This window comes from Streptomyces sp. NPDC007896, assembly GCF_042959425.1.
Lineage (GTDB): Bacteria > Actinomycetota > Actinomycetes > Streptomycetales > Streptomycetaceae > Streptomyces.
Genome location: NZ_JBIBKX010000007.1, coordinates 248633 through 265599 on the forward strand (window position 1 = coordinate 248633; position 16967 = coordinate 265599).

The window sequence follows — 16967 nt, forward strand, 5'->3', positions numbered from 1 at the left end:
CGGACCCCCGCCCGCCGTCTCGCCCACCTCGCTTCTCTCCTCTCTCCTCATCTCCTGTGTGGCTGACGTACGACAAGGAGGCTGCCCATGTCCCCCATGCCCGCGTCCCTTTCCGAACCTCGGGTGGGGGTGTGGCTGATCGGAGCCCGCGGCTCCGTCGCCACCACCGTCATCGCGGGCTGCGCGGCCCTCACCGCCGGCCTGCACCCCCCGACGGGCATGGTCACCGAGACATCCCTCTTCGCCGAGTGCGGCCTGCCCACCCTTTCCTCCCTCGTCTTCGGCGGCCACGACACCGTCGACTGCCCACTGCCGAAACGGGCCGAGGCCCTGGCCGCCGGTGGTGTGCTGCCTCCCGGCCTCCCCTCGGCGATCGCGGCCGAACTGGAGGCCGCCGACGCGGAGATCCGCCCCGGCGGCCCCGTCCCCGGCGACACACGGGACGACTCCGAACTCGTGGACGCCTTCGCGGCCGACCTGCGCGACTTCGTACGACGACGGGGCCTGACCCGTGCGGTCGTGCTGAACGTGGCCTCCACCGAACCCGCACCCGTGGGCTCCGCCCTGCCTCCGAGCTCGCTGTACGCGGCGGCAGCGCTGGCGGCCGGCTGCCCCTACGTGAACTTCACCCCGTCCACCGGCCTGCACCACCCGGCGCTGTCCTCGACGGCACGCGCCGGCGGCCTCCCGTACGCCGGCCGCGACGGCAAGACGGGCCAGACCCTGCTGCGGTCGGTGCTCGGCCCGATGTTCGCGCAGCGCGCGCTGGCGGTCCGCGCCTGGTCCGGCACCAACCTGCTCGGCGGCGGTGACGGCGCCTCCCTCGCCGACCCGGCCGCCGCCGCGGCCAAGAACGCCGGCAAGGAACGGGTCCTCGCGGACACCCTGGGCGGGGCCCCGCAAGGCGAGGTGCACATCGACGACGTACCGACCCTCGGCGACTGGAAGACCGCCTGGGACCACATCGCCTTCGACGGCTTCCTGGGCACCCGGATGATCCTGCAGACCACCTGGCAGGGCTGCGACTCCGCACTGGCGGCGCCCCTGGTCCTCGACCTCGCCCGCCTGGTGTCCCGCGCGCACGAGGCCGGACTCTCCGGCCCCCTGAGCGAACTCGGCTTCTACTTCAAGGACCCGGTGGGCGATGGGCCCGCGGCGCTGGGCGAGCAGTACGCGGCCCTGGCGGGGCTCGCGCGACGGCTCCGCGCACTCCCCGGGGAGACCCGATGACGCCGCGCTCACCCAGGCAGGACCGCCCGACCACGACGAGCCCGAGCCCGAGCCCGATTCCGAGCCCGGCGGCGAGTACGACGGCCAGAGCCTGGGCCGAACTCCTCCGCCTGCCCGCCCTGTTCACCGTCCCGGGCGACACCCTCGCCGGTGCCGCCACCACCGGCACCCGCCCCAACCCCCGCACCCTGCTGGCCATCGCCTCCTCCCTCTGTCTGTACGAGGCGGGCATGGCCCTCAACGACTGGGCCGACCAGACCGAGGACGCCCTCGAACGCCCACACCGCCCGCTGCCCTCCGGACGCATCCGACCGGCCGCGGCCCTCGCCGCCGCAGGCGCCCTCACGGCGACGGGCCTGGCCCTGGCAGCACGCGCCGGACGCCCCGCCCTCGCCGTCGCGGCCCCCCTCGCGGCCACCGTCTGGGCGTACGACCTCGCGCTCAAGCGAACCCCCGCCGGGCCGGCGGCGATGGCCACCGCCCGCGGCCTGGACCTGCTCCTCGGCGCGACGGCCACCGGCGGCAGCGCCCGTCCCGCCCTGCCCGCCGCCCTGACCCTGGCCACCCACACCCTCGCGGTGACCACGGTGTCCCGCGGTGAGACCCGGGGCGGTTCGCCGCTCGCACCGCTCGCCGCGCTCATCACGACGGGCACGCTCGCCTGGACGTTGACGAGAACTCCGGGGGCCCCGGGCACGGCCTCCTCCCGATACTCCGCCGCGGCCCCTTCACGGCACCCCGCCGCGGACGCCCTGCGCACCGCCCTCGCCGCCGCCTTCCTCACCACCTCGGGCCGCCCCCTCCTCCACGCCACCCTCAACCCCTCACCGCCGCTCACCCAGCGAGCGGTCGGCGGCGGAATCCGCGCCATGATCCCCCTCCAGGCCGCCCTCGCGGCCCGCTCAGGCGCCCTCGCCTCCGCCCTTCTCACGGCCGCCCTCGCCCCGGCGGCCCGCAGATTCGCGAGGAAGGTGAGCGTCACATGACCCCGGCCCCCCGCCGCACGAACCCCCGGCCCCACGCCACGAACGCCCACCCCCTCCGTTTCGGCTACGGCACCAACGGTCTCGCCGACCTCCGTCTCGACGACGCCCTCGCCCTCCTCGCGGACCTCGGCTACGACGGCGTCGGCCTGACCCTCGACCACATGCACCTGGACCCCCTCGCCCCGGACGTCGCCGCCCGCACCCGGAAGGTGGCCCGCAGGCTGGACACCCTCGGACTCGGCGTCACCGTCGAAACCGGCGCCCGCTATGTCCTCGACCCCCGCCGTAAGCACGGCCCCTCGCTCCTCGACCCGGACCCGGCCGACCGGGCCCGCCGCGTCGACCTGCTCATCCGCGCCGTCCGGATCGCCGCCGACCTCGGCGCCCACGCCGTCCACTGCTTCAGCGGCGTACTCCCGGCCAGCCCGGCCAGCCCGGCCAGCCCGGCCAGCCCGGCCAACCCGGCCAATCCGCCCAACCCGGCAAAACTGTCCAGCTCGGCCAACCCAGCCGACACGGCCAACCCAGCCGACACGGCCAACCCGGCCGACACAGCCGAGGAAACCGCCTGGAAGCGCCTCGCCGAGGCACTCACCCCCGTACTGGACGCGGCCACCCACGCCGGCATTCCGCTCGCCGTCGAACCCGAACCCGGCCATCTGCTCGCCACCCTCGCCGACTTCCACCACCTGCGCCGCCTCCTCGGCGACCCGCCCGCCCTCGGCCTCACCCTCGACATCGGCCACTGCCAGTGCCTGGAACCCCTGTCTCCCGTCGACTGCGTCCGCGCCGCCGCCCCCTGGCTGCGGCACGTCCAGATCGAGGACATGCGCCGCGGCCACCACGAACACCTCCCGTTCGGGGACGGGGAGATCGACTTCCCGCCCGTACTCGAAGCCCTGGCCGCCACCGGCTACCAGGCACTGACTGTCGTCGAACTGCCCCGCCACTCCCATGCGGGCCCCCACTTCGCCGCACAGTCCCTTCCGTTCCTCCACCGCGCGGCCCGGGCGATCCCCGCAGGCGCCGAAGGGAGCACCCCGTGAACCACCACCCGCACGCACCCCACGGCAGCACGGCCGGCCACCCGGCCGAACCCGCCCTCGCCGCCCTGCACACCCGCCTGAACACCTCCCTCGCCCCGGCCGCCCGCGCCTGGCTGGACCAGGCCCTCGACGAGGCCGCCGACCACCCCGGCACCCACGGACCCATCTCCGTCTGGGAGTTGCGCATCGCAGAGGCGGGCCGCCGCTGCGGCCCCGAGCACGCCGACGCCGCCCGCGTGCTCCTCCTGCACGCCGCCCGCGCCGACCCGGACGCACTCGCCCGCGTCTACCGGCAGGGCACGGCCGCCGAACGCCGGGCCGTCCTGCACGCCCTGCCCCACCTCGTGCCCGGCCCCGACGCGCTGCCCCTCGTCGAGGACGCCCTGCGCACCAACGACACCCGGCTCGTCGCCGCCGCCCTCGGCCCGTACGCCGCCCGCCACCTGGACGCCCACACCTGGCGGCACGCCGTCCTCAAGTGCCTGTTCACCGGCGTACCCGTGGACGTCGTGGCCGACCTGGAGCCGCGCGCCCACGCGGACGCCGAACTCGCCCGGATGCTCGGCGACTACGCGCGCGAACGCACCGCCGCGGACCGTCCCGTCCCCGAGGACCTGCACCGCGTGCTGGCCCTGACCGAGCCCACCGCCGCCCCCGCAGGCTCGTGCGGTACCTCCCGCACATCCGGCAAGGAGTCCTGATGCGCATCTTCGATCCCCACATCCACATGACGTCACGGACCACCGACGACTACGAGGCCATGCACACCGCCGGTGTCCGCGCCCTCGTCGAGCCCTCCTTCTGGCTCGGCCAGCCCCGCACCTCGGTCGCCTCCTTCCTCGACTACTTCGACTCCCTCCTCGGCTGGGAACCCTTCCGCGCCGCCCAGTACGGCATCGCCCACCACTGCGCGCTCGCCCTCAACCCCAAGGAGGCGAACGACCCCCGCTGCGTCCCCGTCCTCGACGAGCTGCCCCGCTATCTCGTCAAGGACCAGGTCGTGGCGGTGGGCGAGATCGGCTACGACTCGATGACCCCCGCCGAGGACACCGCCCTCGCCGCCCAGCTGCAGCTCGCCGCCGACCACGAGCTCCCCGCGCTCGTCCACACCCCGCACCGCGACAAGCAGGCCGGCCTGCGCCGCACCCTCGACGTCGTCCGGGAGTCCGCGCTGTCCCCGGACCACGTCCTGGTCGACCACCTCAACGAGAACACCGTCAAGGAGGCCAAGGACAGCGGCTGCTGGCTGGGCTTCTCCGTCTATCCCGACACCAAGATGGACGAGGAACGCATGGTCGCCGTCCTGACGGAGTACGGGCCGGAGCGGGTGCTGGTCAACTCGGCCGCGGACTGGGGCAGAAGCGACCCGCTCAAGACCCGCCGCGTGGCCGACGCCCTGCTGGCCGCCGGGTTCACCGACGACGACGTCGACCGGGTGCTGTGGCGCAACCCCGTCGCCTTCTACGGCCTCAGCGGACGGCTGAACCTCGACGTCACCACCCCCGACGTCACCCACGAAGGCAACTCCATCCTGCGCGGCGGGGAGTGAGCGATGCGCTTCCGCCACCCCGACGGCTCCACCGTCCACCTCGCCTACTGCACCAACGTCCACCCGGCCGAGACCCTCGACGGCGTCCTCGCCCAACTCCGCGACCACTGCGAACCCGTCCGCCGCCGCCTCGGCCGCGACCGCCTCGGCATCGGCCTGTGGCTGGCCAGGGACGCCGCCCACGCGCTGGTCACCGACCCCTCCGCGCTGCGCGGCCTGCGCACCGAACTCGAACGCCGCGGCCTCGAAGTCGTCACCCTCAACGGCTTCCCCTATGAAGGCTTCGGCGCCGAAGAGGTCAAGTACCGCGTCTACCAGCCGGACTGGGCCGACCCCGAACGCCTCGCCCACACCACCGACCTGGCCCGGGTCCTCGCCCAGCTCCTGCCCGACGACGTCACCGAAGGCAGCATCTCCACCCTGCCCCTCGCCTGGCGCACCGCCTACGACCAGGAGCGGGCGACGGCGGCGCACACCGCGCTGGCCACGCTCGCCGAACGCCTCGACGCCCTCCATGAACTCACCGGCCGCTCTCTGCGCATCGGCCTGGAACCGGAACCCGGCTGCACCGTCGAGACCACCCGCGACGCCCTTGCCCCACTCACCGCGATCGGTCACGACCGCATCGGCATCTGCGTCGACACCTGCCATCTCGCCACCTCCTTCGAAGACCCGCACACCGCCCTGGACGCGCTCACACAGGCCCACGTCCCCATCGTCAAATCCCAGCTCTCAGCCGCCCTGCACGCCGAACACCCCCATCTCCCCGAAGTCCGCACGGCCCTCGCCGCCTTCGACGAACCCCGCTTCCTGCACCAGACCCGCACCCTCACCGCCGCGGGCCTGCGCGGCACCGACGACCTCGGCGAGGCCCTCGCCGGTGATGCCCTGCCCGACGCCTCCCCGTGGCGCGCCCACTTCCACGTCCCGCTGCACGCGGCCCCCGCCGCACCCCTCACCTCCACGCTCCCCGTCCTGCGGGCCGCACTGACCCGCCTCGTCGGCGGCACACACCCCCTCACCCGCCACCTGGAGGTCGAGACCTACACCTGGCAGGCCCTCCCGCCGGAGCTGCGCCCCCGTGCCCGCGCCCAGCTCACCGACGGCATCGCCGCCGAACTCACCCTCGCCCGGGACCTGTTGACGGACCTCGGCCTCAAGGAGCTGCCGTGACCCCACCACCACAGGAGCCGGCCGGCCCCACTCCTCTCCTCGTCCTTGACGTCGTCGGCCTCACCCCCCGTCTCCTCGACCACATGCCCCACCTCAAGACACTCGGCCAGTCCGGCTTCCGCGCCCCGCTCGGCACCGTCCTGCCCGCCGTCACCTGCGCCGCCCAGTCCACCTTCCTCACAGGCACCCACCCTTCCGAGCACGGCATTGTCGGCAACGGCTGGTACTTCCGTGAGCTGGGCGACGTACTGCTGTGGCGGCAGCACAACGGCCTGGTGTCCGGCGACAAGCTGTGGGACGCCGCCCGGCGCGCGCATCCCGGCTACACGGTCGCCAATATCTGCTGGTGGTACGCCATGGGCGCCGACACCGACATCACCGTCACTCCCCGTCCCGTCTACTACGCCGACGGCCGCAAGGAACCCGACTGCTACACCAGGCCCCCGGCCCTGCACGACGAACTCACCCAGAAATTCGGCACGTTCCCCCTGTTCCACTTCTGGGGTCCGGGCGCCGACCTCGTCTCCAGCCGCTGGATCATCGACGCGACCCGCCACATCAACCGCACCCGCCGGCCGGACCTGACCCTCTGCTACCTCCCCCACCTCGACTACGACCTCCAGCGCTTCGGCCCCGACGACCCGCGCTCCTTCCAGGCTGCCGCGGACCTCGACGCGGCCATGGCCCCCCTCCTCGACGACGCGAAGGCGGAAGGCCGCACCGTCGTCGCGCTCTCCGAGTACGGCATCACCCGCGCGGACCGCCCCGTCGACATCAACCGCGCCCTGCGCCGCGCCGGACTCCTCGAAGTGCACACGCAGGACGGCATGGAGTACCTCGACCCGATGGCCTCCCGAGCCTTCGCGGTCGCCGATCACCAGATCGCCCATGTCTACGTGCGCCGCCCCGAGGACCTGGAGACCACCAAGGCAGCCCTCGCCGATCTGCCCGGCGTAGAACGGCTCCTCGACGACGAAGGCAAGAAGACCCATCACCTCGACCATCCGCGCTCCGGCGAACTCGTCGCCGTCGCGGAGCCGGACGCCTGGTTCACGTACTACTACTGGCTCGACGACGCCCGCGCGCCCGACTTCGCGCAGCTCGTCGAGATCCACCGCAAACCCGGCTACGACCCGGTCGAACTCTTCATGGATCCCCTCGACCCCTACGTCAAGGTGAAGGCGGCCACGGCACTGGCACGCAAGAAGCTCGGCCTGCGCTACCGCATGGCGGTCGTGCCGCTGGACCCCTCACCTATTCGCGGCAGCCACGGCCGCCTTCCCACGAGCGACGACGAAGGTCCGCTCATCATCTGCTCCACCCCCCACACCGCTCCCGGCCGCATCGCGGCCACCGAAGTGAAATCCCTGCTGCTCGATCTGGCCGGCCTCGCATGACGAGGCCGTAGGAGCCACGACCACCCGTCACGACCCGTCACGACCCGTCACGAGCAACTACGGAAAGTGAAGCACGCGCCACTGACAACGCGTCCGGCGAGCGCTTCGCACGCCTCTGACCTGCGCACGAGCAGCAGACCTACCCGGCATTCGACACCGCCGCACACCGATCCGAAAGAGAGAAACCGTGACCGCGTTCAACGACGAATCCGCCGCCGGCGACGCCCTGCGCCGCACTCTCGGCATCAACCGCCGCCGCTTCCTCAGCACCTGCACCGCCGTCGCGACCGCGGCGATCGCCGCACCCGTCCTCGGCGCCTCACCAGCCCTCGCCCAGGACCGGGACAGAGGCCACGGCCACGGCGGTGACATCCTCGTCCCCGCGAACAAGCGCGGCATCATCCTCTACACCGTCCGGGACGCCACGGGCCGCGACCCGCTCGCCACCGACCTGCCCTCCGGTTTCCGCGAGGTCTTCAAGCAGCTCTCGCGCTTCGGCTACCGGCAGGTGGAGTTCGCCGGATACGGCCAGCACGCCAACGCTCCCGGCGGCGCGAGCCTGGAGTCCGTACAGGGCGCCAAGCTGCTGCGTTCCTGGCTCGACGCGTACGGGCTGCGGGCGCAGGGCAACCACGGCTTCATACCCCCGTCCTGGCCCCTCACCACGGCCGACCTGGACACCTTCAAGAAGCACCTGGAGATCGCCAACATCCTCGGCATGGCGCACATGGGCACCGGTGGCGACCCCACCGGCAGTGCCTACCGCGCCGACTGGGACGTGGCCGCCGACAAGTGGAACGCGCTCGGGGAGATCGCCCACCGGGAGGGCATCAAGCTGTACACCCACAACCACGACGCGGCGTACGGCTTCCTGCTCGACGGGGGCCCGCTGGACGCCCAGGGCAACCCGACCCGCAGCTCCGGCATCCGCAAGCTGGAGTACTTCCTGAAGATCACCGACCCGAAGGTGGTCTGGCTGGAGATGGACATCTTCTGGGCGCACGTGGCCCAGTACAAGTTCCACACGTACACGGCCCACGACGGCTCCACCCAGGAGAAGGTGTTCGATCCCGCCGGGCTCGTCGTCCGCAACAACAATCGCTACCCGCTCTTCCACGCCAAGGACGGCGTCGTCAACACGACGAACGGCATGGGCTACGACATGGTGCCGTTCGGCACCGGCGTCATCGACTACACCACGTTCTTCTCGCGCGTCGGTGACCGGAACTACCACAACCCGATGGTCGAGCAGGACAACGCCCCGAGTGCCACGGACCCCGGGCAGTCACTCACGCACGCGAAGATCGGCTACGACAACCTCGCGGCCCTCCGCAAGCGGCGTCACTGACTTCGCGGCAGTGCACCGGGCGGCCCTCCCCACAACGCGCCACGTGGGGAGGGCCGCCCGATCCGTGCTCCGTGCCGTAGGAGAATCTCTCAACCCGTTGTCCAGGAGACTTCTCAGCCCGCGGGCTGCGGCTGAGGAGTGCGCACCTCGCTGTCGCGCCCCGGCTGCTTCAGCAGCAACGCGATCGCCGCCGCCAGCATCGAGATACCGCCGGCCAGCGCGTACGCGCCGTTGTAGCCCCAGGCCGCGACCACCATCGAGCCGAGACCGCCGCCGAACAGGCCGCTGATCAGCTTGCCGCTGTACACCAGGCCGTAGTTGGTGGCGTTGTAGTTCTCGCCGAAGTAGTCCGGGGTCAGAGCCGCGAACATCGGGTAGAACGCGCCGCCGCCGAACCCGGAGAGGAAGGCGAAGAACAGGAACAGCCACTCGCTCTTGATGTCACCGGCCCAGATCACGCCGAACTGCGCGAGCCCCAGCACGACGATGACGAACACCAGGGTCAGCTTGCGGCCCCAGGTGTCGGACAGCCAGCCCACCACCGCCCGGCCGATCCCGTTGATGACGGCCATGATGCCCATGGAGGACGCCGCCACCAGCGGACCGAAGCCCACCTCCTTGGCGAAGTCGACCTGGAAGGAGATTCCGAAGATCGACACGCCCGCCGTCATGACCAGCGTGATCCACATCAGGGGCAGCACACCTGTCCTGATGGCCTCCTTGGGCGTGTACTGCTTCACCGCGGGAGGGTTCTTCGCGAGGGCGGCGGAGGTCTTGCTGTTGCCGCCGTACGTCAGCGGGTCGATGTCCGCGGGCCACCAGTTCTTCGGCGGGTCCTTGAAGAAGAACGCGCAGGACAGCACGACGATCATCACGTAGCAGCCGATGAGGTCCAGGACGCGGTGGTAGTTCCCGGTGTCGAACGCGTAGTTGAAGATGAAGATGAACGGCAGGGAGCCGTACGCGAATCCGCCGTTGACGAACCCGGTCCGCGCGCCCCGGCGCTCGGGGAACCACTTGCCGACCATGTTGATACAGGTCGCGTAGACCAGGCCGGAGCCGAGGCCGCCGATGACGCCGAAGCCCAGGATGGCCAGGAGCACGTTGCTCAGGTGCGAGAGGGCCAGGAAGCCGATCACACACATGACCGCGCCGATGTACATGGCCCTGCGGGCGGTGAGAATGCCCCGCTCTCGCAGCCAGCCCGCCGGGAAAGCTATGCCGGCCTGGAAGAAGACCCAGACGCTCAATATCCAGAAGGTGTTGCTCTGCGTCCAGCCGTGGGCGTGGGACAGGGTGTCCTCGGCCGAGCCGTACGCGTATTCGAAGACGCTGATGGCCATCATGGCGATCCACGGCAGATACACCATGAACTTGCGGGAGTGGCCGAGGATGTCGCGGTCCGTCTCACCGATCCGGTAGACACGGCCCCGGGCGTCGGTGACTTCGCGGTACGAGCGGTTCGAGGCGCCGGCGGTGGCCGACGCGCCCTGGGTGGCGATGGGTTCTGTCGTCATGTCACGCCATCTCCTCGCCGAGCGGTTGCGGGTTGGGGACGATGCTCCGGGCCTTCGGCCGGTCCGGTGATTTGAGGAACAGCGCCAGTACGGCGGAGGCGAGGCCGATGGAGCCCGCGAGCACGAAGGCCCCGTGGTAGTCCCACGCGCCGACGACGACCGCGCCCATGCCCGAGCCCACGAGGCCCGAGATCAGCTTCGAGCTGTAGACCATTCCGTAGTTGGACGCGTTGTTGTTCTCGCCGAAGTAGTCCGCCGTCATGGCCGCGAACAGCGGGAAGATCGCCCCGCCGCCGAATCCGGAGACCATGGAGCAGAACAGGAAGAACGGCATGCTGCCCATCTGGCCGGAGACCAGCACCCCGAACTGGGCGGAGCCCAGCACCAGACAGACGATGATCAGTGTGTTGCGGCGTCCGAAGCGGTCGGAGATCCAGCCGATCACGCCGCGTCCCGTGCCGTTGACGATCGCCTTCAGGGACATCGCGGTGGCCACGATCCCGCCCGCGAACCCCATGTCCTTGCCGAACGGCACCTGGAAGGCGATGCCGAAGATGTTGATCCCGGCGGTGCACAGCAGACAGAACCACATCATCCAGAGAACGGGCGTACGGGCGGCCTCCTTGGGGGTGTACTGCTTCACGGCGGGCGGGTTCTTCTCCAGCGCCCGGCGGATCCTCGGGTCGTCGGACACCTTCAGCGGGTCCACGTGCGGGGGCCACCAGCCCTTGGGCGGGTCCTTGAAGAACCAGCCCGCGAAGGCGACCACGGCACAGCAGACCAGGCCCACCGTCACCAGGACGCCCTGGTAGTTCCCGAGGTCCATGTACGAGGTGAACAGGAAGACGAAGGGCACCGAGCCGTAGGCGAAACCGCCGTTGACCAGGCCCGTCTTGCCGCCCTTGCGCTCCGGATACCACTTGCCGACCATGTTCACGCAGGTCGCGTAGACCAGGCCGGCGCCGATCCCGCTGAACATGCCGAAGCCGATGTACGCGACGGTCACATGCGGCGCGAACGCCAGGGAGAGGTACCCCAGCACCGTGCCCAGCGCGCCGAGCATCATGGCGTACCGCGCGGGCAGCCGTCCGCTCTCACGCAGCTGCCCGGCCGGGAAGGCGACGGCGGCCTGGAAGAATATCCAGACGCCCATCAGCCAGAAGATGTGCCCACTGCCCCAGAGATGGGCGTCGTGCAGGGTGTCCTCGGCGGAGGTGAACGCGTACTCCGAGGAGCTGATGCCCATCATCCCCATCCAGGGGAAGAGCACCATGGTCCAGCGTGGTCGCCCCATGATGTCCCGATCGGTCTCACCGATGCGGTACAGGCGGCCGTTGCGATCCGTCACCTCCCTGAAGGGGACGGACGTCGATAGGTCGGTGGTTGTCATGTCGGTTCAGCACCCCTTGCGTCGAAAGATCTGGCCAGCGCCCCCTGTCCAAATGCCTTTCGTGTGCGCACGGGTCCTGGGGGCGGCCGACGCGCACCGTCCGCCGCCCCCGCCCTGGTTCACCTCATGAACCGCCCCCCAACAGGCCCGCCGCCCGCGCCCAGCGATACTTCGCACCGAGCACGTCCACCGGCTTCTCCGTCGTGTACGGGTACGCCACGACCCCCCGCTCGTACAGGTACTGGCAGGCCTCCTCGACCTCGACGTCACCCGCGAGCGACGCCACCACGGGCTTCTCGATGCCGCGCTCACGGAATTCGGCCACCACGCGCGCGGTGAGCTCGGCGAAGACCATGGGCGGGGTCACGATGGTGTGCCAGTAGCCGAGGACGAGCGCGTGGATGCGCGGGTCCTCCAGGCCCAGCCGGATCGTCGCCTCGTACGTCGACGGCGGCTCGCCCCCGGTGATGTCCACCGGGTTGCCCGCGGCCCCGAAGGGCGGGATGAAGGCCCTGAAGGACGCGTCCAGGTCCGGCGGGATCTCCATCAGGGACAGGCCGTTGTCCGTCACCGCGTCGGACAGGAGCACACCACTGCCGCCCGCGCCCGTGATGATGACGACGTTGTCCCCCTTGGGGGTGGGAAGCACCGGCAACGCGCGCGCGTACTCCAGCATTTCGTTCAGCCCGGGAGCCCTGATGACGCCGGCCTGCTTCAGGATGTCCTCGTACACGGCGTCGTCGCCCGCGAGCGCGCCCGTGTGCGAGCCGGCGGCCTTTGCCCCGGCGGCCGTACGCCCCGCCTTCAGGACGACGACCGGCTTCTTCGGGACCGTCGCGCGCGCCGCCGCCACGAAGGCGCGGCCGTCCTTCAGGTCCTCCAGATGCATCGCGATGCACTCGGTGTGCGGGTCCTCACCGAACCAGGTGAGCAGGTCGTCCTCGTCGAGGTCCGACTTGTTGCCGAGCCCGACGATCGCGGAAACACCCGTCTTCGTAGTGCGCGCGAAGCCCAGGATGGCCATTCCTATGCCACCGGACTGCGAGGTGAGCGCGACGCCGCCCTTCACGTCGTACGGTGTGCAGAACGTGGCACACAGGTCCTGCCACGTCGAGTAGTAGCCGTAGATGTTCGGCCCGAGCAGCCGGATGCCGTGCCGCTCGGCGATGGCCACGATCTCGTCCTGGAGCTCGTGCTCGCCGGTCTCCGCGAACCCGGAGGGGATCAGTACGGCGTTGGGGATCCCCTTGCGTCCCACCTCCTCCAGGGCCGAGGCCACGAACTTGGCGGGGATCGCGAAGACCGCCACATCCACCTCACCGGGAACGTCGGTGACACTCTTGTACGCCTTGCGGCCCTGAATGTCATCGGCCTTGGGGTTCACCGGGTGGATCTCGCCGGAGAAGCCCCCGTCGACGAGGTTGCGCATGACCGAATTGCCGATCTTGCCGCGCTCGTTGGAGGCACCGATCACGGCCACGGACGAGGGCTCCATCAGCCGCCGCATGGACGTGAGGATCTCCTCGCGCGTGTACTTGCGCCGCTCCTTGGGGACCGAGTCCGCGAGGATCACACGGATGTCCGCGGCGACCGCGCCGTCCGGAGTGGCGATCACCGGGTTGAGGTCCACCTCGGCGATCTCGGGGAAGTCCGCGACGAGTTCGGAGACCCGGCGGATCTGCTCGGCGATCGCCCACCGGTCCACCGGCGGGGCGCCACGCACCCCGCGCAGGATCTCGGCCGCCCTGATCGAGTCCAGCATCGACAGCGCCTCGTCGGCGTCCACGGGGGCGAGCCGGAAGGTGACGTCCTTCAGGACCTCCACCAGCACCCCGCCGAGCCCGAAGGCGACGACCTTCCCGAACGTAGGGTCGGTCACCGCGCCGACGATGACCTCCTGTCCCTGGGGGAGCAGTTCCTGGACCTGGATGCCTTCGATGCGGGCCTGCGGGTCGTAGGCCCGCGCGTTGTCGACGATCTTGTGGAAGGCGGCGCGTACGTCCGCCGCGCCCTCCACGCCCACGATCACCCCGCCGGCGTCGGTCTTGTGCAGGATGTCCGGCGAGACGATCTTCATCACGACGGGCCCGCCGAAGCGCGCCGCGTACGCCACCGCCTCGTCGACGTCCGTCGCCAGCTCCTCGCCCGGTACGGCGATCGCGTACGCGTCGGCGATCACCTTTCCCTCGGGCGCGGTGAGCGCGGTTCGCCCCTCGGCCCGCACGGCGTCGAGGAGCGTGCGCACCCTCAGCACCCGGTCTTCGGCCATCACTCAGATCACTCCGTTCGACTTGAGCAGGCGCAGCTCCTCGTCGCCGAGGCCGAGCTCGCCGATGTAGACCTCTTCGTTGTGCTCGCCGAGCAGCGGCGAACTGGTCACGTCCACGGGGGAGTCGGAGAGTTTCAGTGGGCTGCCCACGGTCACGAACTCGCCCCGCTCGGGGTGCGGCACCGTCACGACCATCTCGTTGGCCACCAGCGACTCGTCCTCGATGATCTCCTTGGTGGACAGGATCGGACCGCACGGGATGTTGTGGGCGTTGAGCTTCTCCAGCACCTCCCACTTGGGGAGCGTGGCCGACCATTCCTCGATGAGCTGGAACATCTTGGTGAGCTGTGGCAGCCGGGCCTCCGGGGTCGCCCACTCGGGGTCGTCCGCCAGCTCCGGCCGGCCGATGAGCTCGGTGATCGGCTTCCAGCCGACGGGCTGCACGATGACGTACACGTAGTCGTTGGGGCCGCCCGGCGCGCACTTGACCGCCCAGCCCGGCTGGCCGCCGCCGGACGCGTTGCCGGAGCGGGGAACCTCGAGGCCGAAGTCGTCGTTGGGATATTCAGCGAGCGGGCCATGTGTCAGTCGCTGCTGATCGCGCAACTTCACCCGGCAGAGGTTGAGCACGGCATGCTGCATGGCCACATTGACCCGCTGCCCGCGCCCGGTGTTCTCCCGCTGGTACAGCGCCGCGAGAATCCCCGCCACGGCGTGCACGCCCGTGCCCGAGTCGCCGATCTGGGCTCCCGTCGCCAGCGGCGGCCCGTCCTCGAAACCGGTGGTCGACATCGACCCGCCCATGGCCTGCGCGACGACCTCGTACGCCTTGAAGTTGGTGTACGGGCCGTCCCCGAACCCCTTGATGGAGGCATAGACGATCCGCGGATTGATCTCCTGGATGCGGTCCCAGGTGAAACCCATGCGGTCGACCGCGCCCGGTCCGAAGTTCTCGACCATGACGTCGGAGCGCCGGATCAGCTCGGCGAGGATCTCCTTGCCGCGCTCGGTCTTGGTGTTGAGGGTGATGCTCCGCTTGTTGCAGTTGAGCATCGTGAAGTAGAGGGAGTCGACGTCGGGGAGGTCGCGCAGTTGCTTGCGGGTGATGTCACCGGTCGGTGCCTCCAGCTTGACGACGTCCGCGCCCAGCCAGGCCAGCAGCTGCGTGGCGGACGGACCCGACTGGACGTGCGTCATGTCGAGGACACGGACGCCTTCGAGAGCCTTGGTCGACGTGCCTGCGATCGGGGTCATCGGGGTGATCGGGGTCATCGGGGGCACCTCACTTGTACATCGTCTGGTTCATGGTTCCGGGGGCGTACGCGTCCGGGTCGACCCAGACGTTGATCAGCGACGGCTTGCCCGACTCCCGGGCGCGCTGGAGCGCCGGGCCGATGTCGGCGGGATCGCGGACCTCCTCGCCGTAACCGCCCAGCATCTGCGCGAACTTGTCGTAGTGGACATCGCCGAGGGTGTTGCCGACCCGCTCGCGCTCCAGGCCGTACTTCTGGGCCTGGCCGTAACGGATCTGGTTCATGGAGGAGTTGTTGCCGACGATGCCGACGAAGGGGAGGTTGTAGCGGACGAGGGTCTCGAAGTCCCAGCCGGTGAGGGAGAAGGCGCCGTCCCCGAAGAGGGCGACGACCTCCTTGTCGGGCCGTGCCTGCTTGGCCGCGAGCACGAACGGGACGCCGACGCCGAGCGTGCCGAGCGGGCCAGGGTCCATCCAGTGCCCGGGGGACTTGGGCTGGACGACCTGCCCGGAGAAGGTGACGATGTCGCCGCCGTCCCCGATGTAGATCGAGTCCTCGGTGAGGAAGTCGTTGATCTCGCTGACCAGGCGGTACGGGTGGATCGGCGAGGCGTCCGACTTCAGGCTGGGCAGCCGCTTCTCGATGGCCGTCTGCTCGGCGGCCCGCAGTTCGTCCAGCCACTCCTTGCGCTTGGACGCGCCTCCGTTGAGACGCCCTGAGGCCGCTTCGGTGACCGACTTCAGGATCAGACCCGCGTCGCCGACGATTCCGAGGTCGATGTCCCGGTTCTTGCCGACGGTCCGGTAGTCGAGGTCGATCTGCACGACGGTCGCGTCCGGGGAGAGCCGCTTGCCGTAGCCCATGCGGAAGTCGAAGGGCGTACCCACGATGACGATGACATCGGCGTTGGAGAAGGCGTACCGGCGCGAGAGCTGGAAGTGGTGCGGGTCCCCGGGCGGCAGTGTGCCGCGCCCGGCGCCGTTCATGTACGCCGGGATGTTGAGGGTGCGGACGAGCTCGATGGCGGACGCGGTGCCGCGTGTCGTCCACACCTGGCTGCCCAGCAGGATCGCGGGCTTCTCGGCGTGGACGAGGAGGTCGGCGAGCTTCTCGATCGCCTCGGGGTCACCGGCCGAGCGGGTCGAGGCCCGGTAGTGGCCGGCGGCCGGGATCCGGGCCTTCTCCACCGGCACCCTGGCGTCCAGGACATCGCGCGGGATCTCCAGGAAGGAGGGGCCGGGCGCGCCGTGGAAGCACTCCCGGAACGCCATCGACACCATGTCGGCGGCGCGCGCCGTGTCCGGCACGGTCGCCGCGAACTTGGTGATCGGCGTCATCATGTCGACGTGCGGCAGGTCCTGCAGGGACCCCATCTTGTGCTGGGTGTGCGCCCCCTGGCCGCCGATGAGCAGCATCGGGGACTCGGCGCGGAAGGCGTTCGCGACGCCGGTCACGGCGTCGGTCGTACCGGGACCCGCCGTGACGACGGCGCATCCGGGCTTGCCGGTGATGCGTGCGTAGCCGTCGGCGGCGTGGGCGGCGACCTGTTCGTGACGGACGTCGACGACCTCTATGCCTTCGTCGACGCAGCCGTCGTAGATGTCGATGATGTGGCCGCCGCACAGGGTGTAGATGACCTCCACACCTTCTGCTTTGAGTGCTTTGGCGACCAGATGCCCACCGGAGATGGAGTCCTGGCTGATGTCGTCGGGCATGGCGAAGTCCTGTCCCTTCGTAGGGGGTTGGAACGCTCTCGCGGTACATTGCATACAGTCGACGAATACTGTATGAAGCTTGTTATCCCGCATC

13 protein-coding genes are annotated in these 16967 nt (G+C 70.3%); 8 read left to right on the top strand and 5 right to left on the bottom strand.

The genetic code is table 11. The features are described 5' to 3' along the window. The first annotated feature begins 96 nt into the window (after positions 1-96). The 8 genes from ACFZDJ_RS23815 (at position 97) to ACFZDJ_RS23850 (ending at position 8729) form a co-directional block, all read left to right on the top strand. The gene (locus ACFZDJ_RS23815; protein WP_391061700.1) at positions 97-1230 is read left to right on the top strand and encodes an inositol-3-phosphate synthase; all 1134 of its coding nucleotides are present in this window, start codon (positions 97-99) and stop codon (positions 1228-1230) included. Next, on the top strand, positions 1227-2216 hold the full coding sequence (locus ACFZDJ_RS23820) for an SCO3242 family prenyltransferase (protein WP_391061225.1): 990 nt from the start codon (positions 1227-1229) through the stop codon (positions 2214-2216). Before ACFZDJ_RS23815 ends, ACFZDJ_RS23820 begins: the two co-directional genes overlap by 4 nt. Next, positions 2213-3262: a TIM barrel protein gene (locus tag ACFZDJ_RS23825; protein WP_391061227.1), complete on the top strand. Its 1050-nt coding sequence runs from the start codon at positions 2213-2215 to the stop codon at positions 3260-3262. Before ACFZDJ_RS23820 ends, ACFZDJ_RS23825 begins: the two co-directional genes overlap by 4 nt. Beyond that, positions 3259-3963, top strand: coding sequence for an EboA domain-containing protein (locus ACFZDJ_RS23830; protein WP_390929673.1), 705 nt, complete (start codon positions 3259-3261; stop codon positions 3961-3963). The genes ACFZDJ_RS23825 and ACFZDJ_RS23830 overlap by 4 nt, the downstream gene beginning before the upstream one ends. Continuing rightward, positions 3963-4811, top strand: coding sequence for a TatD family hydrolase (locus ACFZDJ_RS23835; protein ID WP_384925029.1), 849 nt, complete (start codon positions 3963-3965; stop codon positions 4809-4811). The genes ACFZDJ_RS23830 and ACFZDJ_RS23835 overlap by 1 nt, the downstream gene beginning before the upstream one ends. A 3-nt stretch (positions 4812-4814) precedes the next feature. After that, positions 4815-5984 carry a metabolite traffic protein EboE gene (gene eboE, locus ACFZDJ_RS23840; protein ID WP_391061229.1) on the top strand — a complete coding sequence of 390 codons (1170 nt, stop codon included), beginning with the start codon at positions 4815-4817 and terminating at the stop codon, positions 5982-5984. After that, the gene (locus ACFZDJ_RS23845; protein WP_391061232.1) at positions 5981-7381 is read left to right on the top strand and encodes an alkaline phosphatase family protein; all 1401 of its coding nucleotides are present in this window, start codon (positions 5981-5983) and stop codon (positions 7379-7381) included. The genes eboE and ACFZDJ_RS23845 overlap by 4 nt, the downstream gene beginning before the upstream one ends. 187 nt (positions 7382-7568) lie before the next feature. Then, positions 7569-8729 carry a TIM barrel protein gene (locus ACFZDJ_RS23850; protein ID WP_391061234.1) on the top strand — a complete coding sequence of 387 codons (1161 nt, stop codon included), beginning with the start codon at positions 7569-7571 and terminating at the stop codon, positions 8727-8729. 113 nt (positions 8730-8842) lie between these two features. On the opposite strand, the gene ACFZDJ_RS23855 is transcribed toward ACFZDJ_RS23850, so the two are convergent. The 5 genes from ACFZDJ_RS23855 to ACFZDJ_RS23875 all read right to left on the bottom strand — a co-directional run bounded on the left by ACFZDJ_RS23855 (position 8843) and on the right by ACFZDJ_RS23875 (position 16873). Then, the gene (locus ACFZDJ_RS23855) at positions 8843-10246 is read right to left on the bottom strand and encodes an MFS transporter (RefSeq protein ID WP_390929666.1); all 1404 of its coding nucleotides are present in this window, start codon (positions 10244-10246) and stop codon (positions 8843-8845) included. A 1-nt stretch (position 10247) separates the two neighbouring features. Continuing rightward, a complete protein-coding gene (locus ACFZDJ_RS23860; RefSeq protein ID WP_390929664.1) occupies positions 10248-11636 on the bottom strand; it encodes an MFS transporter in 1389 nt (462 codons plus the stop codon). Between the two features lie 124 nt (positions 11637-11760). Further along, positions 11761-13905, bottom strand: coding sequence for an acetate--CoA ligase family protein (locus ACFZDJ_RS23865; protein WP_391061236.1), 2145 nt, complete (start codon positions 13903-13905; stop codon positions 11761-11763). A 3-nt stretch (positions 13906-13908) separates the two neighbouring features. Beyond that, positions 13909-15177, bottom strand: a complete 1269-nt coding sequence (frc, locus tag ACFZDJ_RS23870; protein WP_391061238.1) for a formyl-CoA transferase — start codon at positions 15175-15177, stop codon at positions 13909-13911. Between the two features lie 10 nt (positions 15178-15187). Next, positions 15188-16873, bottom strand: a complete 1686-nt coding sequence (locus ACFZDJ_RS23875; protein ID WP_351422311.1) for a thiamine pyrophosphate-binding protein — start codon at positions 16871-16873, stop codon at positions 15188-15190. Positions 16874-16967: the final 94 nt, after the last annotated feature.

What these genes read in the sequence shown, in the direction of transcription:
- ACFZDJ_RS23815 (WP_391061700.1), top strand. Translation starts at nt 97, where the DNA reads ATGCCCGCGTCCCTTTCCGAACCTCGGGTGGGGGTGTGGCTGATCGGA.
- ACFZDJ_RS23820 (WP_391061225.1), top strand. Translation starts at nt 1,227, where the DNA reads ATGACGCCGCGCTCACCCAGGCAGGACCGCCCGACCACGACGAGCCCG.
- ACFZDJ_RS23825 (WP_391061227.1), top strand. Translation starts at nt 2,213, where the DNA reads ATGACCCCGGCCCCCCGCCGCACGAACCCCCGGCCCCACGCCACGAAC.
- ACFZDJ_RS23835 (WP_384925029.1), top strand. Translation starts at nt 3,963, where the DNA reads ATGCGCATCTTCGATCCCCACATCCACATGACGTCACGGACCACCGAC.
- eboE (WP_391061229.1), top strand. Translation starts at nt 4,815, where the DNA reads ATGCGCTTCCGCCACCCCGACGGCTCCACCGTCCACCTCGCCTACTGC.
- ACFZDJ_RS23855 (WP_390929666.1), bottom strand. Translation starts at nt 10,246, where the DNA reads ATGACGACAGAACCCATCGCCACCCAGGGCGCGTCGGCCACCGCCGGC.
- ACFZDJ_RS23860 (WP_390929664.1), bottom strand. Translation starts at nt 11,636, where the DNA reads ATGACAACCACCGACCTATCGACGTCCGTCCCCTTCAGGGAGGTGACG.
- ACFZDJ_RS23865 (WP_391061236.1), bottom strand. Translation starts at nt 13,905, where the DNA reads ATGGCCGAAGACCGGGTGCTGAGGGTGCGCACGCTCCTCGACGCCGTG.
- frc (WP_391061238.1), bottom strand. Translation starts at nt 15,177, where the DNA reads ATGACCCCGATCACCCCGATGACCCCGATCGCAGGCACGTCGACCAAG.
- ACFZDJ_RS23875 (WP_351422311.1), bottom strand. Translation starts at nt 16,873, where the DNA reads ATGCCCGACGACATCAGCCAGGACTCCATCTCCGGTGGGCATCTGGTC.